The organism is Pseudomonas tremae (assembly GCF_023278125.1).
In the GTDB taxonomy this organism is placed as follows: domain Bacteria; phylum Pseudomonadota; class Gammaproteobacteria; order Pseudomonadales; family Pseudomonadaceae; genus Aquipseudomonas; species Aquipseudomonas tremae.
The window spans coordinates 4,535,685-4,557,412 of the sequence record NZ_CP066270.1; the positions used below are offsets into that span (position 1 = coordinate 4,535,685).

Below are 21,728 nucleotides of genomic sequence, written 5' to 3' on the forward strand. Positions count from 1 at the left end.
ACATGATTAAACCGCTTCTGGTCCTGTTATTGAGTACCGCCTTCGTGAGCCTTGGGGCGCATGCCGAGGATCAAGCGGTCAATTCAATCAGCCCGGATCGCCTGGCGATCAATGGCGCCGAGGCGACACTCGGGCTGAGCCAGGAGTGGGTACACCCCAAACCGAAGATCGAGCGTGTGGTGATCGTCCTGCACGGTCGCCTGCGCAACGCGCAAACGTACCTGCGCAGCATCGAACGTGCTGCCAATCAGTCCAGAGAGCGCAGCAAGACCCTGCTGATCGCGCCGCAATTTCTGGATGAGAAAGACATAGTCGCCCATCACCTGCCTGAGTCGATCCTGCGCTGGCGGCAGAACAGCTGGATGGAGGGCGCAACGGCCAGTAATCCAAAGCCGGTCAGTTCGTTTCTGGTGCTGGACCACATCCTCAAGCGCCTGAGCGACAGCAAACTGTTCCCCAACCTGAAAGAAATCGTCATCGCCGGGCATTCCGGAGGGGCGCAGGTGGTGCAGCGATACGCAATGATCGGTGGCAAGGAAGACGCCCTGCTGCACCGCGAAGGCGTGAAACTGCGCTATGTGATTGCCAACCCGTCGTCCTACGCCTATTTCGATGCAGAACGACCAGAGCCGGTGACCGCGCAAAGCTGCCCGAACTTCAACGACTGGAAATACGGCCTGAACAAGATGCCGTTCTATTCGGGCAAGGAAACGCCGGCTGACATCGAAAAGAACTACGTGAAGCGCGACATCACTTACCTGATGGGTGAGCTGGACACCGACCGTAACCACCCGGCACTGGACAAGACCTGCGCTGCAGAAGCCCAGGGCCCTTACCGTTTGATCCGCGGACAGAACTACTTCAACTACTTGCAGAAGCGCCATCCGGAAGGGCTGAATCAGCGCTTGGTGATCGTGCCGAAAGTCGGCCACAACGGTGACGGGATATTCACCTCGCCGGAAGGTCAGGCGGTGCTGTTCAAGCCGTTTTGAGTGGTATGGATATCGTCCCCATGCTCCGCGTGGGGACGCATTTCTGGACGCTCTGCGTCCAATCTTGAGTGTGCGATGCTGCTCAGCTTTGTGAAGTGGGAGCGTCAACCGGTGCATGCCAACGAACAGCATTGGCATGGGAGCCCGTTCAGATCACCCCAACATCCCGCGCAGCGCCTTGCAATCCACCGCGTGCCAGTCGGTCAGTTCCGGCCAGGGATTATCCGGCAGGTTGACCAGGATGGTTTTCGCCCCTGCGGCACGCCCGCAGCTCAGGTCGTGCAGGTAATCACCGATCATGACCATTCGTTGCGGCTCGACTTCCCAGGCACCCGCCAGCTTCAGCAAGCCTGCAGGGTCCGGTTTGGGCGTGGCTTCGTCGCGGCCCAGCACGTCTTCGACGGCAAAGCAGTCAGCCACGCCGATGGCCTTCAAGGTGATATACGCCAGCTCTTGAGCGTTACGGGTCAGTATCCCCAGCCGATAACCGCGCGCTGACAATTCTCGAACCAGCTCGACCGCGCCGTCGGCAGGCAGCGAACCCAACGCAAGCTCACGCTCGTGCTCCAGCAGCCAGGCATGCTTGGCCGCCGACTCCTCCGCTGGCAACGCGGCAAGATGGCCAAGAATGTCGTGATCCTGCGGGATATCCAGCTCACGCTTGATCGCTGCAAAGTCATGCACAGGGACAGTCAACGTGCCGTCCATGTCAAAGACCCAATGCCGTATGCCGTCGAGTGTCATGCCCAGTCCTCGCGATGGCGGATCAGCCCTTCCTGACTGACCGATGCGACCAGTTGCCCGGCGCGGTTGAAGATACTGCCCCGCGAGAAGCCACGGGAATTGCCTGCCCACGGGCTGTCCATTGCATACAGCAGCCAGTCATCGGCACGCAGGTCGTTATGAAACCACAGCGAATGATCGAGGCTGGCAACCTGCATGTCACGCTGCCAGACGGTCTTGCCGTGGGGCAGCAGCGACGTGGTCAGCAAGTTGAAGTCCGAAGCGTAAGCCAGCATGTAGCGATGCAACGCCTGTATATCCTGCAAACTGCCATCAGCGCGGAACCACACGTACTTGATCGGCTCGCCGGGCTTGGGATCATACGGATCCTCAGCCGTCACCGGGCGAAACTGAATCGGCTTGGGACTCAGAAACTTGTCATGCGCCGCTTCCGGAATCAGGTGCGCGCGACGCGTCAACAGCTCAAGTTCGGAGGGCAGGTTTTCCGGGCCGACGATTTCCGGCATCGTGGCCTGATGTTCGAAGCCTTCTTCGTCGTACTGAAACGAGGCGCTGCACGTGAAGATCGGCTTGCCCTTCTGGATCGCCGTGACGCGACGGGTGCTGAAGCTGCCGCCATCCCGCACGCGGTCAACCTGGTAGACCACAGGCAGAGCAGCATCGCCGGGACGCAAAAAATAGCCATGTAGCGAATGGACGTGCCGAGCCTCCTCGACGGTCTGACTGGCAGCAGAGAGCGACTGGCCCAGCACCTGACCACCAAAGAGCTGGCGAAAGCCCAAGTCCTGACTGCGTCCGCGAAACAGGTTTTCTTCAATGGGTTCCAGCGTCAGCAGTTCAACCAGATCATCCAGCACTTGACTCATTCTCACTCCTGGCGCACATCAAGGCAGGCCCCGCAAGGCAGCTATGGCCGATGTGGTGTGTGGCAAGCCCTTTGGCCCGCAGCATTTAAATGGAATGATACAGATTTTAAGAGGATGAGCCGACGTGCAACTTGATCGGCCCGATCAAGGCTTCAAGGTCTTGAGCCACTGCGCCTGGCTGACCCGGTAAAGCACATGCGGCTTGAGCGGATGGCCGTCCGGCAAGCCGGGGTGCTCGAAACTGCCGGATTCATCCTGTTGCATACCGATCGCCTGCATCACTTTTTGCGAAGGCTCATTGTTGACGGCCGTGAACGACACGATTTCTTTCAGCTTCAAGCGTTCGAAGCCACACCCCAGTGCAGTCCAGGCAGCTTCACTGGCAAACCCAAGGCCCCAATGTTCACGCGCCAGCCGCCAGCCGATTTCGATCGCAGGCGTGAAAGGCGCCTTGAAACCCACCACATGCAACCCGGTGAAACCGATGAACTCGCCCGTGTCCTTGCGCTCGAGCGCCCAGAACCCGAAACCCAGTTCGGCAAAATGCCCACGCAGGCGGCCGATCATGGCCGCACTTTCAAGGCGACTCAGGGGCTCGGGAAAATAGCGCATGACTTGCGGGTCCATACAAAGGGCGGCGAACGCAGGCAGGTCGTCGTCACGCCACTGACGCAACAGCAGTCGGGCGCTCTCCAGCTTGAGTATCGGTTCCATCGATTTCCCCGTGTAACGAGACATGAGTATCAGCCAGCATTCCTACCGGCCCGCCACTTGACTGGGCGTCCGGCTACATTACTGGCACTATCGAGATTCGCCCCTTGAACGGACGCACAATGTCACTGCCGCTCATCTACCACGACGATTACAGCCCGGCCTTCCCGCCGGAACATCGGTTCCCGATGGACAAGTTCCGGTTATTACGTGACTACTTGGTCGACAGCGGCCTGACCAGTGACGTTCAATTAATACGGCCCGATATATGTCCGGCGGACGTTCTGGCGCTTGCTCACGACCCTTCCTACATAAGCCGCTACCTGAGTGGCGACCTGTCGCGAGAAGACCAGCGGCGCCTCGGCCTGCCCTGGAGCGAGGCGCTTGCACGCCGCACGGTGCGCGCTGTTGGTGGCTCACTGCTAACCGCCAACATGGCACTGAAACATGGCCTCGCCTGTCATCTGGCAGGCGGCACCCATCATGCGCACTACGATTACCCGGCCGGTTTCTGCATTTTCAACGACCTGGCGGTGATCAGTCAGTACCTGCTGCAAAGTGGTCGCGTGGATAAAGTATTGATCTTCGATTGTGACGTGCATCAGGGTGACGGCACCGCTCGTATTCTCGCGGATACAGAAGATGCAATCACCGTCTCGCTGCATTGCGAAAAGAACTTTCCTGCCCGCAAGGCCCAGAGCGACTGGGACATCCCGCTGCCGATGGGGATGGGCGACGCCGAATACCTGAACGTTGTCGATGACCTGCTCAATTATCTGCTGCCGTTCTACAAGCCGGATCTGGTGCTGTATGACGCCGGCGTGGATGTTCACAAAGACGATGCCCTCGGCTACCTGCAACTGACCGACCAGGGCGTGGCCAGGCGCGACGAAGCGGTAATGCGCCACTGTCTGGGGCGCGACATTCCGGTCATGGGCGTGATCGGCGGCGGCTACAGCAAGGACCGTCAGGCATTGGCGAGACGCCACGGCATATTGCATCACAGCGCGCAAAAGGTATGGAACGCTATGGGGCTGCGAGCCTGAGCGGCAGTCACACCTGAAAAGAGCGCTCGGGTAGAATGCCTGACCCTTCTGCCGACGACCTCTGCCGACCATGACTGACTTCGCCTCCTCCGCTGCCCGATCCGTTGCCATCATCGGAGGCGGCCCTGCGGGGTTGATGGCAGCTGAAGTGCTGAGTCAGGCCGGAATCAAGGTAGACCTGTATGACGGAATGCCCTCGGTGGGACGCAAGTTTCTGCTGGCAGGCGTGGGTGGAATGAACATCACTCACTCCGAACCCTATACGGCCTTTCTCGGGCGATACTCGGAACGTTCGCCGATGATCGCGCCGATGTTGCGAGATTTTGGCGCCGACGCGCTGTGCCGCTGGATTCATGAGCTAGGCATAGAGACATTTGTCGGCAGCTCTGGCCGGGTGTTCCCCACCGACATGAAAGCCGCGCCACTGCTGCGCGCCTGGCTCAAGCGATTGCGGGATGCGGGCGTTGCCATCCACACCCGACATCGCTGGCTGGGCTGGAATGCCGATGGCAGCCTGCGCATTGGCAGCGTGGAAGGCGAGCTGGCGCTAAAGCCAGCGGCGACGCTGCTGGCACTGGGTGGTGCCAGTTGGGCCAGACTGGGTTCAGATGGTGCCTGGCTGCCGTGGCTGCAAGCAAAGCAGGTAGACGTTGCGCCCCTGCAAGCCGCCAATTGCGGTTTTGAGGTGAGCGCGTGGAGCGATCTGCTGCGCAGCAAGTTTGCCGGTGCGCCACTGAAGAACATCGCCATGGGCCTGACTGGCCTGACGCCGCGGCTGGGTGAATGCGTACTGACTGAAACCGGTGTTGAAGGCAGTCTGGTTTATGCGTTGTCGGCGCAGATACGCGAACAGATCAACCTTCATGGCTCAGCGACTGTGCAAATCGATCTACTGCCCGGTAAAAAGCTGGCAGACATACAGAAAGCACTGAACAAGCCACGCGGCTCACGCTCGATGGCCAAGCACTTGCACAGCCAGCTGGGGCTGGACGGCGTAAAGGCAGCGCTGTTGCGCGAGCTTGCACCTCGTGAAGCGTTTGCCGATCCGCTGATGCTGAGCGAAGCCATCAAGGCCCTGCCACTGCCCTTGCTCAGACCGCGCCCCCTTGATGAGGCAATCAGCACAGCGGGCGGCGTGACATTTGAGGCGATGGACGAGCGCCTGATGCTCAGGCAACTGCCTGGCGTATTCTGCGCAGGCGAAATGCTCGACTGGGAAGCCCCCACTGGCGGCTACCTGCTGACCGCCTGCTTCGCCAGCGGTCGCGCTGCGGGGTTGGGGATGGTGGAGTGGCTGCGCTCGCGATAATCATCGTCCCGGCACCCTGCGATCAGCGGGAGCGCGGGAGGTGTGCGAGATAACACTATCGTGCCCATGCTCCAGCGTGGGCACGCAGTTCTGAACGCTCTGCGTCCGATCCTGGGGTACAACACCTTTCAAGGCTTCTTTTTACGCGGCCCGGTATTGAAAACGGGCACTTTACGCACAGGTTTGACCGCCGGCGTTGGCTCGGACTCGCCGCTGTCGACCCATTTACCAAGGTTGCGCTTGCTGCCTGAGACCTTGGGCTTTTTCGGCTTCTTGGGCTTTTTCAGGATCTGGCCGCTAGCGTCAGTGCTCGGGACCCGGTGCTCCGGCTCAAAGTCCTGCTCTTCCCTGCGCTCCAGGGTCTGGCGGGTCAGCACTTCAATGGCCGACAGCAATTCCACTTCATCGGCACACACCAGCGAAATGGCTTCACCGGTCTGACCCGCACGGCCCGTGCGGCCAATACGGTGGATGTAATCCTCGGCAACGATCGGCAGGTCCAGGTTGACTACGGTCGGCAGGTCGTCGATGTCCAGGCCGCGAGCCGCCACATCGGTTGCGACCAGAATCTTCACTTCGTTGCTCTTGAAGCGGTCCAGCGCACGCTGACGGGTAGCCTGTGGCTTGTCGCCATGAATGCCGTCAGCGTTCAGACCCAGCCCCTGCAAACGGTCCACCAGTTGATCGACGCCAACGCGGGTCTTGGCAAACACCAACACCTGGCCCCAGCGATGCTTTTTCATCAGGTGAATGAACAGATCAGCCTTGCGCTTTTTATCCACCGTAACAACCCATTGCTTGACCGAAGACGCCGCGACGTTGCGCGGGCTGACTTCGATGGTCAGCGGGTCATTCAGCATCTGCGCGGCCAACAGACGAATCTCGTCGGAGAAGGTGGCGGAGAACAGCAGAGTCTGACGCTGCTTGGGCAATACGGCATAAATCCCGCGCAATTCCTCGGCAAAACCCAGATCGAGCATGCGGTCGGCTTCGTCGAGGATCAGGGTCTGCAATTGTGAGAACTTGACTGCCTTCTGACGATGCAGATCAAGCAGGCGACCGGGTGTCGCGACCAGCACATCGACGCCCTTGCGCAGCTTCATCATCTGCGGGTTGATGCTTACGCCACCGTAGGCTGCGTAGGTGCTCAGCGGCAGGTGTTCGGCGTATTGACGAATGCTTTCGTGAACCTGATCGGCCAGCTCGCGAGTCGGTGCCAATACCAGCGCACGAATCGAGTTGGGCGCGACCTTCGGCCCTTCCATGGTCAGGCGTTGCAGCAGCGGCAGGGCAAAGCCGGCGGTCTTGCCGGTGCCGGTCTGGGCTGCAGCCATCAGATCGCGGCCCGCCAGAACCGGGGGAATGGCCTGGGTCTGTACAGGCGTCGGAGTCTGGTAACCGAGCGTTTCAAGGGCGCGCAGCAGGGGTTCGATCAGGCCGAGAGAGGCGAATGTCATGGGGATACCGTAGGAAAAATTCACGCAAGGCGCGCAGTTTAACCTGTCCGGCCTGCCTCGGTTAGCTTGTACGTGTTGATCCGGCTTCGCGCAGTGGCGGTCTGCGCCATTGCGGCAGGCCGATCAGTACCACGCCGCTGATGATCACCACCATCGCCATACACTCCTCGAGGCCAATGGTCTCGCCAGCAAACAGCACACCGAGCATTACCGCCACCGCCGGATTGACGTAGGCATAACTGGTCGCGGCGGCTGGCCGCACATTCTTGAGCAAGTACATGTAGGCGCTGAAAGCGACGATGGAACCGAACACCACCAGATACAGCAGCGCACCCCAGCCCGCAGCTGTCGGCATATGTGCCAGGCGCTCGCCACTGAGCGTGCTGCCGATCAGCAGCACCGCCCCTGCAGTGATCATCTCCGCTGCACTGGCCATCGGACCTTTCGGCAGCGGCAGATGCTTGCTTAGCACCGAACCAAACGCCCAGGCCGCCGCTGCAAAGATCACCACTGCTGCGCCGTACGGACTGGCTTGCAGGTTGGAACCGAGATTCAAAAGGCAGATGCCGATCAGGCCCAACACTATTCCCGCCCACTCGAGACTGGTTGTGCGGTTGCCCCAGAACAGCCCAAACACCAAGGTAAACAGCGGCATGGTCGCCACCGCCAGTGCTGCAACGCCCGACGCAACGCCTGCGTGTTCGGCAAGCGTTACTCCGCCGTTACCACACGTCAGCAGCAGAAACCCGATCACGAAAGCTGCCTTCCACTCGGCCCAGGTCGGTGCGGGCACGCCACGAAAGCGCAAAAAACCGTACATCAGGCTGCCGGCGATCAGAAAGCGTACACCCGCCATCATCAACGGCGGCCACGACTCGACGCCAATGCGGATCATCAGGTAGGTAGACCCCCAGATCAGGTACAAGGCCAGAAAAGCGCCAATGAGCAACGGCGAAACACGAACGGACTGCGGCATGGTCAGGCTCTGGGATCATTGTTATGGTTAACCTATTGTATGAAGGCCATAACTGGATATTAAGCAGTAAAGCCTGTTTAACCAGCCCCACGACTTATGAATCAACGCTTGTTCGGCACCTTTACCTTTCTTTGAAAAAACATGCCACGCAACGAGAGACCCACCATGACGCTCGATAAATATGACCGGATATTGCTGGATGAACTGCTGAAGAACGGCCGGGCTTCTTTTGCGCAATTGGCAAAGCTGGTTAACCTCTCAGCGCCCGCTGTCGCAGAGAGAGTCGCCAAGCTGGAAGCCAGCGGCGTTATTACCGGTTATGAGGCCAAGGTCGACTTGTCAAAAGTCGGCCTGCCGATTCAATGCATCATCGAACTGCGCATGGGCAGCCACGGCAATCAGCAGGCGTACAAGGAATTGTGGAAAGTGCCCGAATTGATTCAGTGCTACCGAGTGACGGGCGACCCGTGTGTGATCATGCGGGCAGCGGTCGACTCGATGCCGCACCTGGAGGACCTGATCAACCGGATTGCCAAGTTCGGTTTCAGCAAAACCTCTATTGTGCTGTCAACCGCGGTCGAGAGAAGCCTGCCGTCCGATTACCTGACCAGGCAGGAAAAACCAGAGATCAAAAACCGCGCTGACGCTTGAGCGTTTCGCCGATCTTCGCAGCCGGGACTTTCTGCAGCGAACACAGCATCTGATGGGAGATCCCGGCGATACCGTGGGTATTGCGCAGTTCGTTGGTGAGGTACGCAGTCAGGTTGGCGGCCATTTCCGCATCGGCCATCGCCCGGTGAGCCTTGCCGGTGTTGGGCAGGCGTGCATAGCTGGTCAGCGTACCGAGCTTGTGGTTTGGAGCACCGGGCATCAGACGCCGGGCCAGCAGCATCGAACAGGCAAAGCTCTGTTCGCGTTTGCGCTGGATACGAGACAGCTCGTAATCCCAGAACTTCTGGTCGAACGACGCGTTGTGCGCCACTAACGGCGTCGAACCTACGAAATCTGCCACATCGCCCATCACCCGTTCGGCACTGGGCGCGGTGCGGATCATGTTGTTGCTGATGCCCGTCAGGCCTTCAATAAAAGCAGGAATGCGTACACCGGCATTCATCAGGCTCTGAAAGCGCTCGACGATACGCCCCTGCTCCATGATGACCACGGCGATCTCGGTCGCCCGGCAACCAGGGTTCGGGGAGATTCCGGTGGTTTCAAAGTCGATGACTGCTACACGTTCCAACACTGGCCCGGCCCTGTAAATTCATTTCAACAGCAACGCGCCTTCGATGGGCACATAACGACTTGCAGCGCGGATCAATGAGTTCGCTGTCAGCCCCGGCACCCCGTAGGCCACCGCTTCGACGCCGTGCTTGCTGATCACACGATCAAGCAGCATATCGAAATCGCCATCACCCGATGCCAGCACCACTTCATCCACCTGCGGTGCAAAGTCCATGATATCGATGGTAATGCCGACATCCCAGTCCCCTTTCGCGGACCCGTCGCTACGCTGGATATAAGGCTTGAGCCTGACCGTGAAGCCCAGATTGCGCAGGATCTGCTGAAACTGCTGTTGCTTGCTGTCGCCACGGTCGATGGCATACGCGAACGCATGAACAATCTCGCCACGCTTGCTGATATCCGCCCACAACGCGGCGTAATTGAAATGACAGCCATGCGCCTGGCGCACGGTGTAATACAGGTTCTGCACGTCGGCGAACACCGCAATCTTCTTCACCGCAATTCCTCATGGCGGGCAACGTGCCCACTGGTTACAGCGATCCGGAATGTGAATCGGCGCCCAGTATGCCAGCTTGAGGAAAGAATTGAGGCCGAGACAAGGATTATCGTTACCACGCTCGGGCGTGGTAACGACTTTCTGGATGCTCAGCGTCCGATCCTGAGTAAACGGCGCTGCGCAGATTTATGGCGACGAGCGTCACCCAGTGCCCCCCACGCTGGAGCGTGAGGAACACGCATCACGTCATCAGACAAACGAATCATCATCGTCCGAAAACATGTCGCCGCCATTATCGAAGCTGTCATCGGCAGTGTATTGCTGATCCGGCTGGCCCCAGCCGCCCTGATCACTGGATGAGCTGGTGTCCTGCACCGGCGGCGCATCATGAATGACTTCGACAATTTCCTGCGGCTGACTATGGTGGCTGAACATGCTGCTGATTCCTTCCGCCAGCAGCACGCCGCCCGCGACACCGGCTGCAGTCTTCAACGCACCGCCCAGAAAACCGCTACCAGCCGCAGCGGCTGCGGGCGCAGCATAGCCGCCCTGCGGCGCTGCAGGTGCCGGAGCAGGATTGAACCCTGCGCCATCACGCCAGCCGCCTCCGGAAGGCTGCCCCTGTTGAGGCTGAGGCGCGCGCGAAGCGTTGCTGCCAAAGATGCTCGACAGAAACCCGCCGCTGGCTGGCGCAGACGATTGCCCCTTGGCCTGCTGAAGCTCAGCCTGCAACTGCTGAATCTGCTCGTCACGCTGTTTCACCTGCTGATTGAGCTGATTGACCGCAGCCTCCTGCACCAGAATCGCCTGCGTCATGTAATACGGCGCTGCCGGCTGACGGGTCAGATGCTCCTTGATGCGTGCCTCGGCCGCTGCATCGCGGGGCGCGGAAGCCGTTTCGGCGTCTTTCAATTTCGTGAAAAGACCATCGATCAGGGTTTGTTCTTCGCTGTTCATGACCACCTCATTGAGTTGCCACTGGAATTCTTCCCTGCCGCAATAGCAGGGCCATGAATAGGAAATGGGGCCTGCGCAACGCGCTTCAATGACATGAAGAAAAAGATAACAAGCCACAAGGCAGCGCCATTGCCGTGCTTGGTTCAGCGGGGGGCATGGGCTAAAGTGGCGACCTGCTTTCAGCCTGTGATCTACCCACATGAACCCGTTGAACATCATCCAGGATTCGCTCTACTTTTTTCGTCGCCATCTGGGCGGCATTCTGGTGCTGTGTCTGCCGCTGGTCATACTCGAAGTCCTCGCCAAACAGGCCCTGACCGGCGCCATGCCGGCCCAGACATCGCCTGCCTACACACTGGTCATAGGGCTGTTCTTCTACCCGATCTACACCGCAGCGCTGATCCTCTTCCTCGACACCCGCAGCCGTGGCGAAGACGTACACACCCGTGAACTGCTGGCAATGGCATTGCGCCTGTGGCCAACCTTCGCAGTGCTTTCGGCCATGAGCACCCTGCTGATCATGTTCGGCCTCTCGCTGTTCATCGTTCCCGGCCTCTGGGTGATGGTCAAACTGGCGTTCAGCGAGTACCTGCTGGTCCTGCGCAAACTCACGCCGTTCATGGCCATGCGCGAAAGCATGCTCATGACCACCGGGCACTTCACCCGCATTCTGGTGTGCGTACTGAGCGTCTACATTCCGCTGTGGCTGCTCGAGGGCGCCAGTCTTTACCTGTTTCCCGAACCGCAAAGCCTGCCGGTTTCAGTGGCCATCGACAGCCTCAGCAGCTTTCTGCAACTGTTCATCAGCATCGTGATGTTTCGTTTGTTCATGCTGGTCAGCGAGCCTGCGCGCAAAGCCTGACCCTGAACCCGGGGCTGACGTCAGGCGCGCTGATTCGGTATGCTCCAACCCGAATCCCTCACCGAGCGCCATGCGCGCCAAGTCGAGCCGATGCCCCGTGTCCTGTTACGCCTGACCCTGTACTGCCTGATCATGATCGCCGTGGCGCTGCTGCTGGTCTACCAGTTGACCTGGCGCCCGCCTGCTCACGAATTGATCACCGCCAGCTGCAACCCGGCGATACAGGCGCCAAAACTTGTGCCCGGTCAGGCCCTGAAAGTCATGACCTGGAACATCCAGTACCTGGCGGGCAAACGCTACGTGTTCTGGTACGACATGGCCGACGGCAGCGGCCCGGACGAACGTCCGACCCACGAAGACCTTGCCTATAACCTGGATGAAGTGGCACGAGTGATCCGCGATGAACAGCCTGATATCGTGTTGCTTCAAGGCGTGGACGATGGCGCGAAGAACTCCGACTATCAAGACCAGTTGAAGCTGCTTGAAGAGCGACTGACCGACCTGTACCCGTGCAGTACCCAGGCGTTCTACTGGAAAGCGGAATTCGTGCCCAACCCGCATATCTGGGGCAGCGTCGGCAGAAAGCTCGCCACCCTCAGCCGCTTCCATATCGACAGCGCCGAACGCCTGCAACTGCCGGTGCCCGACGCCAATATCATCAGCCGCCAGTTCCAGCCAAAGGATGCATTGCTGGTCAGCTACCTGCCCTTGCGCGACGGCGGGGAACTGGCCGTCGTCAACACCAGCCTCAGCACCGCCAAACGCGACGGCACTGCCCAAAAACAGATTGCGGCCACGGAAACACTGCTCGACAAACTGGAAAGCGGCGGCACGCCCTGGCTGATTGGCGGCGACTTCAACCTGCTGCCGCTGGGTCAATACCAGCGCCTGCCGGAACCGCAACGCCAAAGCTACGCCGCCGACAGCGAGCTGCACGCGCTGTGGGAAAAATACCCGATGATCCCCAGTAACGCAGAATCCAGCGGCATCGACCGCAGCAAATGGCTGACCCGCTTCCCCAACGACAGCCGCATCAATGGACCAGACAGGACGGTGGATTACCTGTTTTACAGCCCGAGTTTGAAGCGGGTCAGTGCGAGGGTACGGAGGGATGACACGTTGTTGATCTCTGATCACTTGCCGGTGATTGGGCGGTTTTTGTTGCCGGTTTTGCCTTGAGGGATAATTGGCATCAAGGCTTCACTTGCGCTCAACATCGGTGCCCAGCGTCGCGTCGAGTGCGTGCTCAAGTTTCACTAGTTCCACCTCAAGACCCTTTCTATAAATTGCCGTACCGCGACCGCAGTCGATAATCACCGTTGTTCCGACGCCGGTAAGCCTTCCGGGATATTTGCGCAGGGTCAACTCGACACATGAGGAGTCCAGCCAGCGTGCCTGATCGACTGACCAGCAGTTGTCTTCAAAGGCAAACACACGCATATCGCGCCTGATGTCTATTATCTCGGGTGGATAAATCCACTGTGTGGCAAGTGCCTCGTAAGGCGTCGCCTGGACACGATAGCGAGCACTGGGAGACAGAGCGATCACTTCGATGCGTTCTCGTTGCGTGATCCCGCCTTCATGCTCAGCGCTCGAGAATATAGGTTCATAACCTTTCCCGTTGAGCGTAAAGAATTTCGTTTTTCCATCAGCTTGCAACTGAGCCAGAGCTGCGCTCACCAACGGAAGGGACCGATCGTCAGGCTCAAGCGCCCGGTCATATCCATCAAACTCGATGCCCATAAAATCCGCCCTTTCTGCATCATCCGTGTAGCAGCGAGCGACGAGGGACAAGGTGCCTTCGGTGAAGTAGTACATATTGTAGTGGTCAACTGATCCCGGACACGACGTTAAGTTTTTTCTCGTACTGAGCGGGTGCCAGTCCATTATTGAACTGGTGTGGCCGAACCCAGTTGTAGCGATGCATCAGATAATGACTGATATCCCGCTGTGCCTCTTGGGCCGTCATGTAGCCCACGGCGGGTATCCACTCGGTTTTCAAGCTGCGGAATACACGCTCCATCGGCGAGTTGTCGTAGCAATTACCTCGGCGACTCATGCTCTGGCGCATGCGGTATCGCCAAAGCCGCTGGCGAAACTGTCGGCTCCCATATTGGGAGCCCTGATCTGAGTGAAACAGCAGGCCCTGAGGCTTGCCGCGTTGCTCATAAGCCATGTCCAGCGCCTTGATGACCAAGTCCGTGTCCGGTTTGTTTGAAAACGCCCAGCCCACCACCCGACGCGCATAAAGATCCATAACCACCGCCAGGTAATGCCATTTTCCTTGCGCCCAGATGTAGGTGATGTCGCCACACCAAACCTGATTGGGCGCGGGTACATCGAACTGCCGATTCAAAATGTTCGGAATGTCAGGCCTCTCCACTGTTGCTTTTTTATAAGCATGAGAGCCAGGTTGCTTGCTGATTAATCCCAGTTCCCGCATCAGGCCACGTACCTTGAACCGGCCAATTTGCTCGCCATCTTCCTGCAATACCGAAACGATACTGCGGCTGCCAGCAGCGCTTCGACTTTGCCCGAACAGCTCATTGACTCGACTGAGTAAACGAACCCGCTCGGTGTCTGGAGCCCGACGCCGCTGGCAATGGTCGTAGTAGCACGAGCGAGGTGTCTCGAACATCTCGCACAGCAATTCGATCGGCTCATGGGCACCTAGCTGATCGATCAGCGCAAGCGCTCGTGTTCTTCCGACATCAAGAGCGCGGTAGCCTTTTTTAAAATGGATTTCTCCCGCTCAAGACGAGCGATGCGCGCTTCCAGCTCCTGAATTTTCTGCTGCTCGGGCGTCAGGGCTTTGCTCTGAGGCGTCACGCCATTGCGCTCCTGCTGGAGCTGGCTAACCCAGCGACGCAGCGCAGACTCGACCACTCCAAGCGAGCGAGAAGCTTCGACATGGCTATAACCTTGATCGAGCACGAGGCCTGCGGCCTCACGTTTGAATTCAGCGGAGAAGGTACGGCGTTGCTTGGTCATCAGACACCTCTATATCTGGCGATATTCTCGCCTAAATGAGTGTCCGGAATCATTAGACCACTACACCAATGAGCCCGAATGGGTGGCCGAGGATCCCCTATTCAAGCTTTTGCAAGCCGGGCCCCACTACAACAAATTAGGATGCGGCTGGTTGCCACCGGCATGGCGAGATACAGAATTGCTAGCCAAGGCCATTCGGCGCACAGCGAGGCTGGAACAGAGCTCACTGGCCGAATACGGCGACATTTCCGGATACCTTCCAATGCGCAAGCAACTTTGCGTGCATATAAAGCGCCTGACGCGTATCGATATCAGACCGGGTCAGGTTCTTACTACGCTGGGGGCGACGCAGGGTCTGGACCTGGTGGCAAGGCTGTTGATCAGGCCGGGGGATCATGTATTCGTGGACGAGCCGGGGAATGGAAACCTGATCAGGTTGATCCAGTTGGCAGGCGGTCACGTTGTAGGCGTGCGCCGGACTCAAGACGGTCCCGACATTGCCGAGATGGAAAGTTACTTGGCAAAGCACACTGTTAAAGCCTTCTTCTGCAATAGCACTTTTCACAACCCGACCGGCAGCAACATTAGTCCGCATAACGCTTTCAAGGTATTGCGTCTCGCCGTAGAACACGAGTTTTATGTGGTCGAAGATGACGTATACGGCGACTTCAGCCCGGTGGTTCGCCAGACGTTTGCCGAGCTGGACAACCTGGAGCGAGTGATTTATGTCGGAAGTTTTTCCAAGTGTCTTTCCGCATCGTTGCGCGTGGGCTATATCGCTTGCTCACAAGACCTCATAGAATCCCTGACACGCCTGAAACTATTGACTTGCGTCGCCGTTCCAGCGTTTTGCGAACGGTTCGTCAATACCATTCTGGCAGACGGTACTTACGCACGGCATATGCAGAATGTGCAGCAAAGGCTCATCGGCCAACAGGTACAGACACAGCGCTCATTGCTTGAACGGGGCTGGAAGTTTGATATGGCGCCGCAAGGTGGCATGTTCATATGGGCCTATCACCCGGACATCCCTGACCTGAAGCCATTCATGACGAAACTTGAGCAACACAACATCCTGCTAATGCCGGGCTCGGCGTTTTCGGTGACTCGCGATTACCAGCGTTTTGCCCGGATAAACTGCACGCATTTTTCCGATACAGTGGAAGAGCACTTTTCGGTGTGATCGGCGAAGAGCAGCGTTTAGTTATCTTGACTGCTTACGCGCGGCACCCGCCGCTCAACGGCGCCGCCTTGAGCGTGGAGTCAGACCGGAACATCTACTCATGCCCTATTACCAGCCTCATTGATAAGGCCATTGTCGTAACCCTTGCGCAACTCCGGGTCGGACAAAATCTTGTACGCATTTGAAATGACTTTGAAACGCTAGGCCGCCTCGGCCTCGTTGCCGCGGTTTTTATCAGGGTGGTTCTTCAGCGCGGCATCTCTGTAAGCCTTTTTAACGGCGGATACATCTACCGACATGTCAGTGAGGCCAAGGTGCTCGTACAACGGCTTGACGGGCGGCTTGGCAGGCGCGGAATCGCCTACCCTGGCAGATGCGTCAGCAGCCGATGTGTTATTAGGCTGCGCCGTTGAAGGCCGTTCGCCGCCTGCACTGGGTTCTGCTTTCGGCAGCAGTGGCGGAGTGCTATTGGCCCGCGGTCGAGTACGAGGCGGTGTTTCCGGGCGTGCCTGCTTTTGGTGGCCGTCAGGTCGGCCCGATGCAGGTCGTGGCTCTGCTTTGGGCGGCGGCGCACTGCAGGCTTGTGGGCGAGTGCCAGGAAGCGCTTGCTGCTGAGCACCGTCAGTTCTCCAGGATGGGCCGGGGGTAGGTCGTCGCACGCGAGCACCGTTCGACTGGCGAATCTTGTTGAAAACCTGGTCAGTGAGGTCGCTCATCAACTTGTTCAGTTTCAAGTTGCTGGAGAAATAGGCAAGGCGCGCATTAGTGGCTTCACTGTTGTCCTTGCCAGGCTCAGACTTGGCCATTGCATCCGCCAGCTTCTTGCCCAGAGAGAACAACATCTTGCCCTTGCTGTCGCTGACGCCCAGAAAGCTCATCACGTTATGCATCGACTTGTCGCGCTCCCAGACAACGCTGGCCACGTCGAAGGCGGCTCGCGCCAGATTGAATCGGCCTCCCCCTTCGTGCGTCTCGACATTGTTCAACGGCTCCTTGCCGCTCAAGGCTTTCAGAATCATCGAGAGCCCTTTCTGCTGACGCTCGTTAAGCAGACCTTTCTGCTCCAGTAATGAGCTGGTGATCTGCAGCGCGACTTTGCCAGCGATGTGGCTCGCGACGTTTATCGCGCGCTCCATTTTCGACTTTGTCGAATCGCTGAGCGCTGCCCGCGCCAATGAAGACGCAATGTGGGTGAGGTCGATCATAGGCTTCCCCGGGAACTGATATCGCCTTGATGGCAAGCAACGAGATCTGGTTCCACGGTGGGATCAATATTCGCATCAGACCTTTAGGGGCGGCGATTCAGCGATTGGGCACGTGCGTTTCGATAAGCTCATCGAGCTTTTCCAGCGCTGCCCGAAACTCGTCCAGAGCAAAGCTCACAGGCTCACCGCCAGCGTTCCATCGAGTCGAAATGCCGACTTTCAGTCCATCCGAAACACTCCAGCCAAAACGCACCCAATGCACCGTGTCACCTTTTATAACCTGCTCTGTGACCAGCGTCGTGTTGTCAAAATCCATGTCCTCATTGAATACAAGCAGCGGAACAATTGTCGATGAGCCATCCGCTCCAGGGATAAAACGTCTCTTCACCAAGGCATCTTCTTCGTCATACAACAGCCAAAGCAGCGAAAGACCATATCTGGAGACATCTGCATGATTGAGGTGAACAGCTAGCCACTGTTCAATCCCGACGCCATCAATTATCAGCAATGCACATTTGTCGCGAGCGAAGGTTGCTTCATGATAGGCAGCGTCAATGCGATGAGCAGGTGGGGATTCCTTCTGTTGTCAACGCCGAAAAACGTGTGCCGTTGAAAATGAAAAGAATCGGGTCACCAACGATTATTCTCAAAATCATTCATGTCCATCGGTATCAGTTTCCTATCAAAAGGATATTGGGTACCCAGCTCATAAAACTGTGCCTTGGTGTATAGATACATTTTCTTGCTGGTCGCGAACATAAATGTGTCTAAAGATGCCATATCAGCGAACCGCTCAACGCCGTAGGTATACAGAAATATAACATCATCCCCTACCTGCCCCAGCAGACCTTGATCCCAGTTGCCGTATTCAAAAAAAACGTTCACGTCTTTATAGCTTGTACAGGCAGAGAGTCCATGCCCGGGGCAGGCAACAGGGATAAATAGACGGAAATTATATAAATCAATATTTCCGACGCCCATACCCCCGATAAACTTTTCTTTTCCGCTTACGGCAACAGGGTACTTATACCATCTCTTATCATCACCAAAAGGGAAGATTACCGAAAAGTCATTTGGCTTTGCCCCTTTTAACTTTCGTCCACGGTAGTAAACAGAAGAATCGTCCTTTGCATAATAGGCTAACTGATCAAGCTGCCAATCAGTTAGCCCCTTTAGACTGCCCTCCATCGACTGAAAAGCAGGCGAGTTATGAGCCACCAGATGAAGCTCACGCTCCTCGATCGAGTTGATCTGACCTTGCTTCGAGAACAGGCATGAAAACGACAAATTACTAATCGCTCCTGAGGCATCACCGGCCCCAATAATGCAGGGCTTCTCCTTATAACGCACCTGACTCATCCAATAGACATCGTCGTCAAGAACCACATAATTAGTAGAGATAGCGCGCATACCTGAAGAGCACTTCCGCGTTTTATTTTTGGTGTCATCAATGCTACCGTCGCCATCGAAGCGGCCGATAACAACCTCATTGCAAACGACATTTATATGGTCACTACCCATATCACCGGGCAAGGCCTCATAGACGGCTTTGCCTATGAAACCTGATACGACTACCCCAACAGCGATCACAAACAGCCTGCGGCCCGACCTCACATACATCTCCTTATGTTTACTGTTACTAAACGCTGACAGTCGCGCTAAGCCTCATCAGTTTTGAACAATATTCGCTGAAATGTGTACCAGCGCATTGGCACGAGAGTCACTAATCAGAAACGACGGGCATCAGCCCGCCTTGGCCGCCATCGCTGTCACTTCCACACGCATTCCATCCACTGCCAGCGCAGCCACACCCACCGCTGCCCGAACAGGCCACGGTTTTTTGAAGAAGCGTTTGTACACTTCATTGAATGCCGCGCGATCTGCCATGTCGGTCAGGTAGATGGTCAGGTGCATGACCCGGTCCATCGAACTGCCCGCGCGCTCCAATGCGTCTTTCAAGGCGCGAAGCGTGCATTCGCTTTGTTCGCTGATGTCGCCCAATTCCAGGCTGCCGTCGGGTCGGGTCGGGATCTGGGTGCTGACCAGCAGACCGTTGAAATCGGCAACATCAGAGGAAATGGAGTCCGCATCCGGGTCGGGAGTGAAGGTAATGTCTGCGTTTGCCATGAGGTCTCTGCTCTGCCAAGTACGTAAAACGGCAAGCCTACGCGAGCGATAGGGGCGGGTCGAGTCGTGGGCTTTTTCGTGGAAAGTTGAAATGTGCAGCGTTGCCCGACAGAATCGCGGCCCCGATCCAGCCAACAGTGTCGGATGTTTCCGGTTAAAAGGTGTGGCGATTGAAAGAACAGACATTGTCCATGCGCCTTGAGCGCGTTGCCTTGCATGTGCCGAAAGGCGCGCGGCTGGCTGATATCGGCTCGGATCACGGCTACCTGCCGGTGGCACTGTTGAACCGTGGGGTCATCGCGGCGGCGGTAGCAGGCGAAGTAGCGTTGACGCCGTTTTGCGCTGCCGAGCGCACGGTGCGCGAGAACGACCTGGATCAACAGATCAGCGTACGTCTGGCTGATGGCCTGGCGGCGATCGAGGCGGCAGACGGGATCACTGCAGTCAGCCTCTGTGGCATGGGCGGCGAGACGATTCGCGACATCCTCGAAAGCGGCAAGGCGCGCCTGAGCGGTCAGGAGCGCCTGATCCTGCAACCCAACGGTGGTGAACAGCCGCTGCGCCGCTGGCTGATGGAGAATGGCTACCGCATCGTCGGCGAGGAGGTGCTGCGGGAAAACCGTTTCGATTACGAAATCATCGTCGCCGAATGCACTGGCTCAGTGAAGTACACCGCAAAAGAGCTGTATTTCGGCCCTCTGCAGATGCAGGCGCGCAGCCCCGCATTCTTGCTCAAATGGCAACGGTTGTTGGGTGAAAAACAGAAGACACTGAGCAGCTTTGCCAAAGCACAGAGGGCAGTACCCGAAGAAAAAATGCAGGAGGTTGCGCAGCAGATAAGGTGGATAACCGAGTTGCTGGCCTGAAAATCGAACTCCCCGCCTGAGCAGCTCTCAAAAGCGCAGGGTCGACAGACCGCGTAAATCAGTCTCCACGCGCCTCTTGCGCAATCATCGACAGGAGAAACACAAGCATGCAGTCAGACTCACTTTCCTGGGGCCACGGGCCTCGCCTGTTCGAAGTATTCCTTGAGCCAACCTGCCCTTTTTCGGTGAAGGCCTTCTTCAAGCTCGACGAGCTGCTGGCGCAAGCCGGGGAAGACAGGGTCACTGTCAAAATTCGCCTGCAATCTCAGCCTTGGCACATGTTTTCCCGGGTCATCGTGCGCTGCATTCTGGCGGCAGCAACTCTGGAAGACGGCAAGGAAAGCGCCAAGGCGGTGATGACCGCGGTTGCCTCACATCGCGAAGAGTTCGAGTTTGAACACCATGCTGGCGGGCCAAACCTCGATGCCACGCCCAATGACATCATTGCGCGAATCGAACGTTACAGCGGCTTGGCGCTGGCCGAAGCGTTTGCCAATCCCGAGCTTGAACAGGCTGTAAAGTGGCACACCAAATATGCACGACAGAACGGCATTCACGTCTCGCCGACGTTCATGATCGACGGCCTCGTGCAGCCCGGTTTGAGCAGCGGCGACCCGGTATCGAAGTGGGTCTCGGAGATAGCCTGAGGCAAAGGGCTCAGGCCAGCGCCGCAGTCCGTTCGTTTATCCATTCATGAGTGCGCGCAAGAACCTTGCGCGCCAATGCGGTCGGAAAGTGGATAAACCCATGCGGACACTCAGGCAAAAGATGCATTTCAACGTTCGCCGAGTCTGACCAGCGCTCAGCCATTTGCAGCGTGTCGTCCAGTAGAGGGTCAATCTCCCCGACAAACATCAATGCGCGCGGAAGGTCGGTCAGGTCGCCATAGAGTGGCGATAACGGCGGGGCGCGGCGTTCTTCGTCGCTGATATCGGGGGTGAGCGAGCGCATTGCGCTGACCATTCCCGGGCCGTCCAGCACCAGCGTATCGGGGCCTGCAGTGCGCACGCTCGGTGTTCCGGTCAGGTCGTAGACGCCGTAATACAGCACCGTACCGATGACGCGCTCGAGCAAGTCGGGCCTGGCTTTCAGCCTGAGCAAAGTGGCGGCAGCCAAGTGCCCGCCCGCTGATTCGCCGACGACGATGACGGGCAGCCCGGCAAACTCTTCACAGTCGCCCAACAGCCAGCAAGCAGCAGAGAAACAATCGTCCATCAGGCCTTCGACGGGGGTTGATAACGCGAGACGATAATCAACCGAGACAACAGCTACATCGCACGCATTGACCATGCCGACATTCAGATCGTCATTCATCTGCGCGTTGCCGATCACCCAGCCGCCCCCATGAATATCCAGCACTACGGCCTTGGGCGTGCCCCGCGGCTTGATAATTCGCACCGGCACCGGAACGTTATTGGTGCTGACCACTCTTTTTTCGATTCGCAGGCCATGCCTGGAAGGTTTGAGGGCGCCGCCAACCTGACTCACACGCAACAATGTCTGGATCACCAAAGGCGTGACGCGGTTGCGGATTCGAAAGCGTGGCAGACGTGCGAGGGTTTTGTTGAACCGACGCACTTCCACCAACTCTTGCTCGCTGAATGGCCAAAGCTGTTTGATGTCCACGTTTCACTCTCTAGTCAGGCTGAGGTGGCGAGAACCAGCACGATGCTTGCTCCCGCGTGTACCTGAGAGGCG

The 21,728-nt window shown here is 57.8% G+C and carries 21 protein-coding genes and 3 pseudogenes; 9 read left to right on the top strand and 15 right to left on the bottom strand.

Annotated elements, in window-relative coordinates:
• Window positions 1–2 precede the first annotated feature (2 nt).
• Complete coding sequence (locus I9H09_RS20515) at window positions 3–992, top strand: hypothetical protein (protein ID WP_005894314.1); 990 nt, start codon at window positions 3–5, stop codon at window positions 990–992.
• Window positions 993–1,145: 153 nt separating this feature from the next.
• On the opposite strand, the gene I9H09_RS20520 is transcribed toward I9H09_RS20515, so the two are convergent.
• From I9H09_RS20520 to I9H09_RS20530, 3 genes are all read right to left on the bottom strand, one after another.
• Window positions 1,146–1,736: an HAD family hydrolase gene (locus I9H09_RS20520; RefSeq protein WP_024671747.1), complete on the bottom strand. Its 591-nt coding sequence runs from the start codon at window positions 1,734–1,736 to the stop codon at window positions 1,146–1,148.
• Window positions 1,733–2,602, bottom strand: coding sequence for an acyl-CoA thioesterase II (gene tesB / locus I9H09_RS20525; RefSeq protein ID WP_122325554.1), 870 nt, complete (start codon window positions 2,600–2,602; stop codon window positions 1,733–1,735). Before tesB ends, I9H09_RS20520 begins: the two co-directional genes overlap by 4 nt.
• Window positions 2,603–2,746: 144 nt before the next feature.
• Window positions 2,747–3,316, bottom strand: a complete 570-nt coding sequence (locus I9H09_RS20530) for a GNAT family N-acetyltransferase (RefSeq protein ID WP_005894318.1) — start codon at window positions 3,314–3,316, stop codon at window positions 2,747–2,749.
• A gap of 119 nt (window positions 3,317–3,435) precedes the next feature.
• Between I9H09_RS20530 and I9H09_RS20535 the strand changes: the two genes are divergently transcribed.
• Window positions 3,436–4,359 (top strand): histone deacetylase family protein, encoded by a 924-nt coding sequence (locus tag I9H09_RS20535; protein ID WP_055004144.1) that lies wholly within the window; start codon window positions 3,436–3,438, stop codon window positions 4,357–4,359.
• Window positions 4,360–4,429: 70 nt separating this feature from the next.
• Window positions 4,430–5,668, top strand: coding sequence for a TIGR03862 family flavoprotein (locus tag I9H09_RS20540; RefSeq protein WP_122347044.1), 1,239 nt, complete (start codon window positions 4,430–4,432; stop codon window positions 5,666–5,668).
• Between the two features lie 128 nt (window positions 5,669–5,796).
• Here the strand turns inward: I9H09_RS20540 and rhlE1 are convergent, their stop codons facing one another.
• A complete protein-coding gene (rhlE1, locus tag I9H09_RS20545) occupies window positions 5,797–7,125 on the bottom strand; it encodes an RNA helicase RhlE1 (RefSeq protein ID WP_053480189.1) in 1,329 nt (442 codons plus the stop codon).
• Between the two features lie 61 nt (window positions 7,126–7,186).
• A complete protein-coding gene (yedA, locus tag I9H09_RS20550; protein WP_122312164.1) occupies window positions 7,187–8,101 on the bottom strand; it encodes a drug/metabolite exporter YedA in 915 nt (304 codons plus the stop codon).
• A gap of 165 nt (window positions 8,102–8,266) precedes the next feature.
• On the opposite strand from yedA, the gene I9H09_RS20555 reads away from it, so the two are divergent.
• Window positions 8,267–8,752, top strand: a complete 486-nt coding sequence (locus I9H09_RS20555) for an Lrp/AsnC family transcriptional regulator (RefSeq protein WP_005894329.1) — start codon at window positions 8,267–8,269, stop codon at window positions 8,750–8,752.
• Here I9H09_RS20555 and I9H09_RS20560 read toward each other — a convergent pair.
• The 3 genes from I9H09_RS20560 to I9H09_RS20570 all read right to left on the bottom strand — a co-directional run bounded on the left by I9H09_RS20560 (window position 8,730) and on the right by I9H09_RS20570 (window position 10,796).
• Window positions 8,730–9,341 (bottom strand): 3'-5' exonuclease, encoded by a 612-nt coding sequence (locus tag I9H09_RS20560; RefSeq protein WP_005620592.1) that lies wholly within the window; start codon window positions 9,339–9,341, stop codon window positions 8,730–8,732. The genes I9H09_RS20555 and I9H09_RS20560 overlap by 23 nt on opposite strands.
• A gap of 21 nt (window positions 9,342–9,362) precedes the next feature.
• A complete protein-coding gene (locus I9H09_RS20565; RefSeq protein ID WP_024670290.1) occupies window positions 9,363–9,839 on the bottom strand; it encodes an NYN domain-containing protein in 477 nt (158 codons plus the stop codon).
• 249 nt (window positions 9,840–10,088) lie between these two features.
• A complete protein-coding gene (locus I9H09_RS20570; RefSeq protein ID WP_054989208.1) occupies window positions 10,089–10,796 on the bottom strand; it encodes a DUF2076 domain-containing protein in 708 nt (235 codons plus the stop codon).
• Between the two features lie 199 nt (window positions 10,797–10,995).
• Here I9H09_RS20570 and I9H09_RS20575 point away from each other — a divergent pair, with 199 nt between their 5' ends.
• A complete protein-coding gene (locus I9H09_RS20575; RefSeq protein WP_122312163.1) occupies window positions 10,996–11,658 on the top strand; it encodes a YciC family protein in 663 nt (220 codons plus the stop codon).
• 39 nt (window positions 11,659–11,697) lie between these two features.
• A complete protein-coding gene (locus I9H09_RS20580) occupies window positions 11,698–12,837 on the top strand; it encodes an endonuclease/exonuclease/phosphatase family protein (protein ID WP_005894338.1) in 1,140 nt (379 codons plus the stop codon).
• A 21-nt stretch (window positions 12,838–12,858) separates the two neighbouring features.
• Here I9H09_RS20580 and I9H09_RS20585 read toward each other — a convergent pair.
• Window positions 12,859–13,479: pseudogene (locus tag I9H09_RS20585) on the bottom strand (hypothetical protein); the annotation flags it as partial.
• Window positions 13,480–13,486: 7 nt separating this feature from the next.
• A protein-coding gene (locus I9H09_RS20590) for an IS3 family transposase (protein WP_122346372.1) occupies window positions 13,487–14,649 on the bottom strand; the annotation gives its coding sequence in 2 pieces (ribosomal slippage) (window positions 13,487–14,394 and window positions 14,394–14,649; 1,164 coding nt in all).
• A gap of 67 nt (window positions 14,650–14,716) precedes the next feature.
• Here I9H09_RS20590 and I9H09_RS20595 point away from each other — a divergent pair.
• Window positions 14,717–15,832, top strand: a pseudogene (locus I9H09_RS20595) (aminotransferase-like domain-containing protein); the annotation flags it as partial.
• Window positions 15,833–15,930: 98 nt separating this feature from the next.
• On the opposite strand, the pseudogene I9H09_RS20600 reads toward I9H09_RS20595, so the two are convergent.
• The 4 genes and pseudogenes from I9H09_RS20600 to I9H09_RS20615 form a co-directional block, all read right to left on the bottom strand.
• Window positions 15,931–17,037: pseudogene (locus I9H09_RS20600) on the bottom strand (J domain-containing protein).
• A gap of 97 nt (window positions 17,038–17,134) precedes the next feature.
• Complete coding sequence (locus tag I9H09_RS20605; protein ID WP_235662951.1) at window positions 17,135–17,545, bottom strand: hypothetical protein; 411 nt, start codon at window positions 17,543–17,545, stop codon at window positions 17,135–17,137.
• Between the two features lie 122 nt (window positions 17,546–17,667).
• A complete protein-coding gene (locus I9H09_RS20610; protein ID WP_122347149.1) occupies window positions 17,668–18,657 on the bottom strand; it encodes a DKNYY domain-containing protein in 990 nt (329 codons plus the stop codon).
• Window positions 18,658–18,780: 123 nt separating this feature from the next.
• Window positions 18,781–19,164 (bottom strand): RidA family protein, encoded by a 384-nt coding sequence (locus tag I9H09_RS20615; protein ID WP_122347148.1) that lies wholly within the window; start codon window positions 19,162–19,164, stop codon window positions 18,781–18,783.
• Window positions 19,165–19,334: 170 nt separating this feature from the next.
• Between I9H09_RS20615 and I9H09_RS20620 the strand changes: the two genes are divergently transcribed.
• Window positions 19,335–20,030 carry a tRNA (adenine(22)-N(1))-methyltransferase gene (locus I9H09_RS20620; RefSeq protein ID WP_005888794.1) on the top strand — a complete coding sequence of 232 codons (696 nt, stop codon included), beginning with the start codon at window positions 19,335–19,337 and terminating at the stop codon, window positions 20,028–20,030.
• A 107-nt stretch (window positions 20,031–20,137) separates the two neighbouring features.
• Window positions 20,138–20,677 (top strand): DsbA family protein, encoded by a 540-nt coding sequence (locus tag I9H09_RS20625; RefSeq protein ID WP_122347147.1) that lies wholly within the window; start codon window positions 20,138–20,140, stop codon window positions 20,675–20,677.
• A 10-nt stretch (window positions 20,678–20,687) separates the two neighbouring features.
• On the opposite strand, the gene I9H09_RS20630 is transcribed toward I9H09_RS20625, so the two are convergent.
• The gene (locus tag I9H09_RS20630) at window positions 20,688–21,656 is read right to left on the bottom strand and encodes an alpha/beta hydrolase (RefSeq protein ID WP_053481336.1); all 969 of its coding nucleotides are present in this window, start codon (window positions 21,654–21,656) and stop codon (window positions 20,688–20,690) included.
• Window positions 21,657–21,728: the final 72 nt, after the last annotated feature.

Bases quoted from the DNA above. Each gene is read 5' to 3' on its own strand.
- I9H09_RS20515 (WP_005894314.1), top strand. From the start codon at position 3: ATGATTAAACCGCTTCTGGTCCTGTTATTGAGTACCGCCTTCGTGAGC.
- I9H09_RS20520 (WP_024671747.1), bottom strand. From the start codon at position 1,736: ATGACACTCGACGGCATACGGCATTGGGTCTTTGACATGGACGGCACG.
- tesB (WP_122325554.1), bottom strand. From the start codon at position 2,602: ATGAGTCAAGTGCTGGATGATCTGGTTGAACTGCTGACGCTGGAACCC.
- I9H09_RS20530 (WP_005894318.1), bottom strand. From the start codon at position 3,316: ATGGAACCGATACTCAAGCTGGAGAGCGCCCGACTGCTGTTGCGTCAG.
- I9H09_RS20535 (WP_055004144.1), top strand. From the start codon at position 3,436: ATGTCACTGCCGCTCATCTACCACGACGATTACAGCCCGGCCTTCCCG.
- I9H09_RS20540 (WP_122347044.1), top strand. From the start codon at position 4,430: ATGACTGACTTCGCCTCCTCCGCTGCCCGATCCGTTGCCATCATCGGA.
- rhlE1 (WP_053480189.1), bottom strand. From the start codon at position 7,125: ATGACATTCGCCTCTCTCGGCCTGATCGAACCCCTGCTGCGCGCCCTT.
- yedA (WP_122312164.1), bottom strand. From the start codon at position 8,101: ATGCCGCAGTCCGTTCGTGTTTCGCCGTTGCTCATTGGCGCTTTTCTG.
- I9H09_RS20555 (WP_005894329.1), top strand. From the start codon at position 8,267: ATGACGCTCGATAAATATGACCGGATATTGCTGGATGAACTGCTGAAG.
- I9H09_RS20570 (WP_054989208.1), bottom strand. From the start codon at position 10,796: ATGAACAGCGAAGAACAAACCCTGATCGATGGTCTTTTCACGAAATTG.
- I9H09_RS20575 (WP_122312163.1), top strand. From the start codon at position 10,996: ATGAACCCGTTGAACATCATCCAGGATTCGCTCTACTTTTTTCGTCGC.
- I9H09_RS20580 (WP_005894338.1), top strand. From the start codon at position 11,698: ATGCTCCAACCCGAATCCCTCACCGAGCGCCATGCGCGCCAAGTCGAG.
- I9H09_RS20610 (WP_122347149.1), bottom strand. From the start codon at position 18,657: ATGTATGTGAGGTCGGGCCGCAGGCTGTTTGTGATCGCTGTTGGGGTA.
- I9H09_RS20615 (WP_122347148.1), bottom strand. From the start codon at position 19,164: ATGGCAAACGCAGACATTACCTTCACTCCCGACCCGGATGCGGACTCC.
- I9H09_RS20625 (WP_122347147.1), top strand. From the start codon at position 20,138: ATGCAGTCAGACTCACTTTCCTGGGGCCACGGGCCTCGCCTGTTCGAA.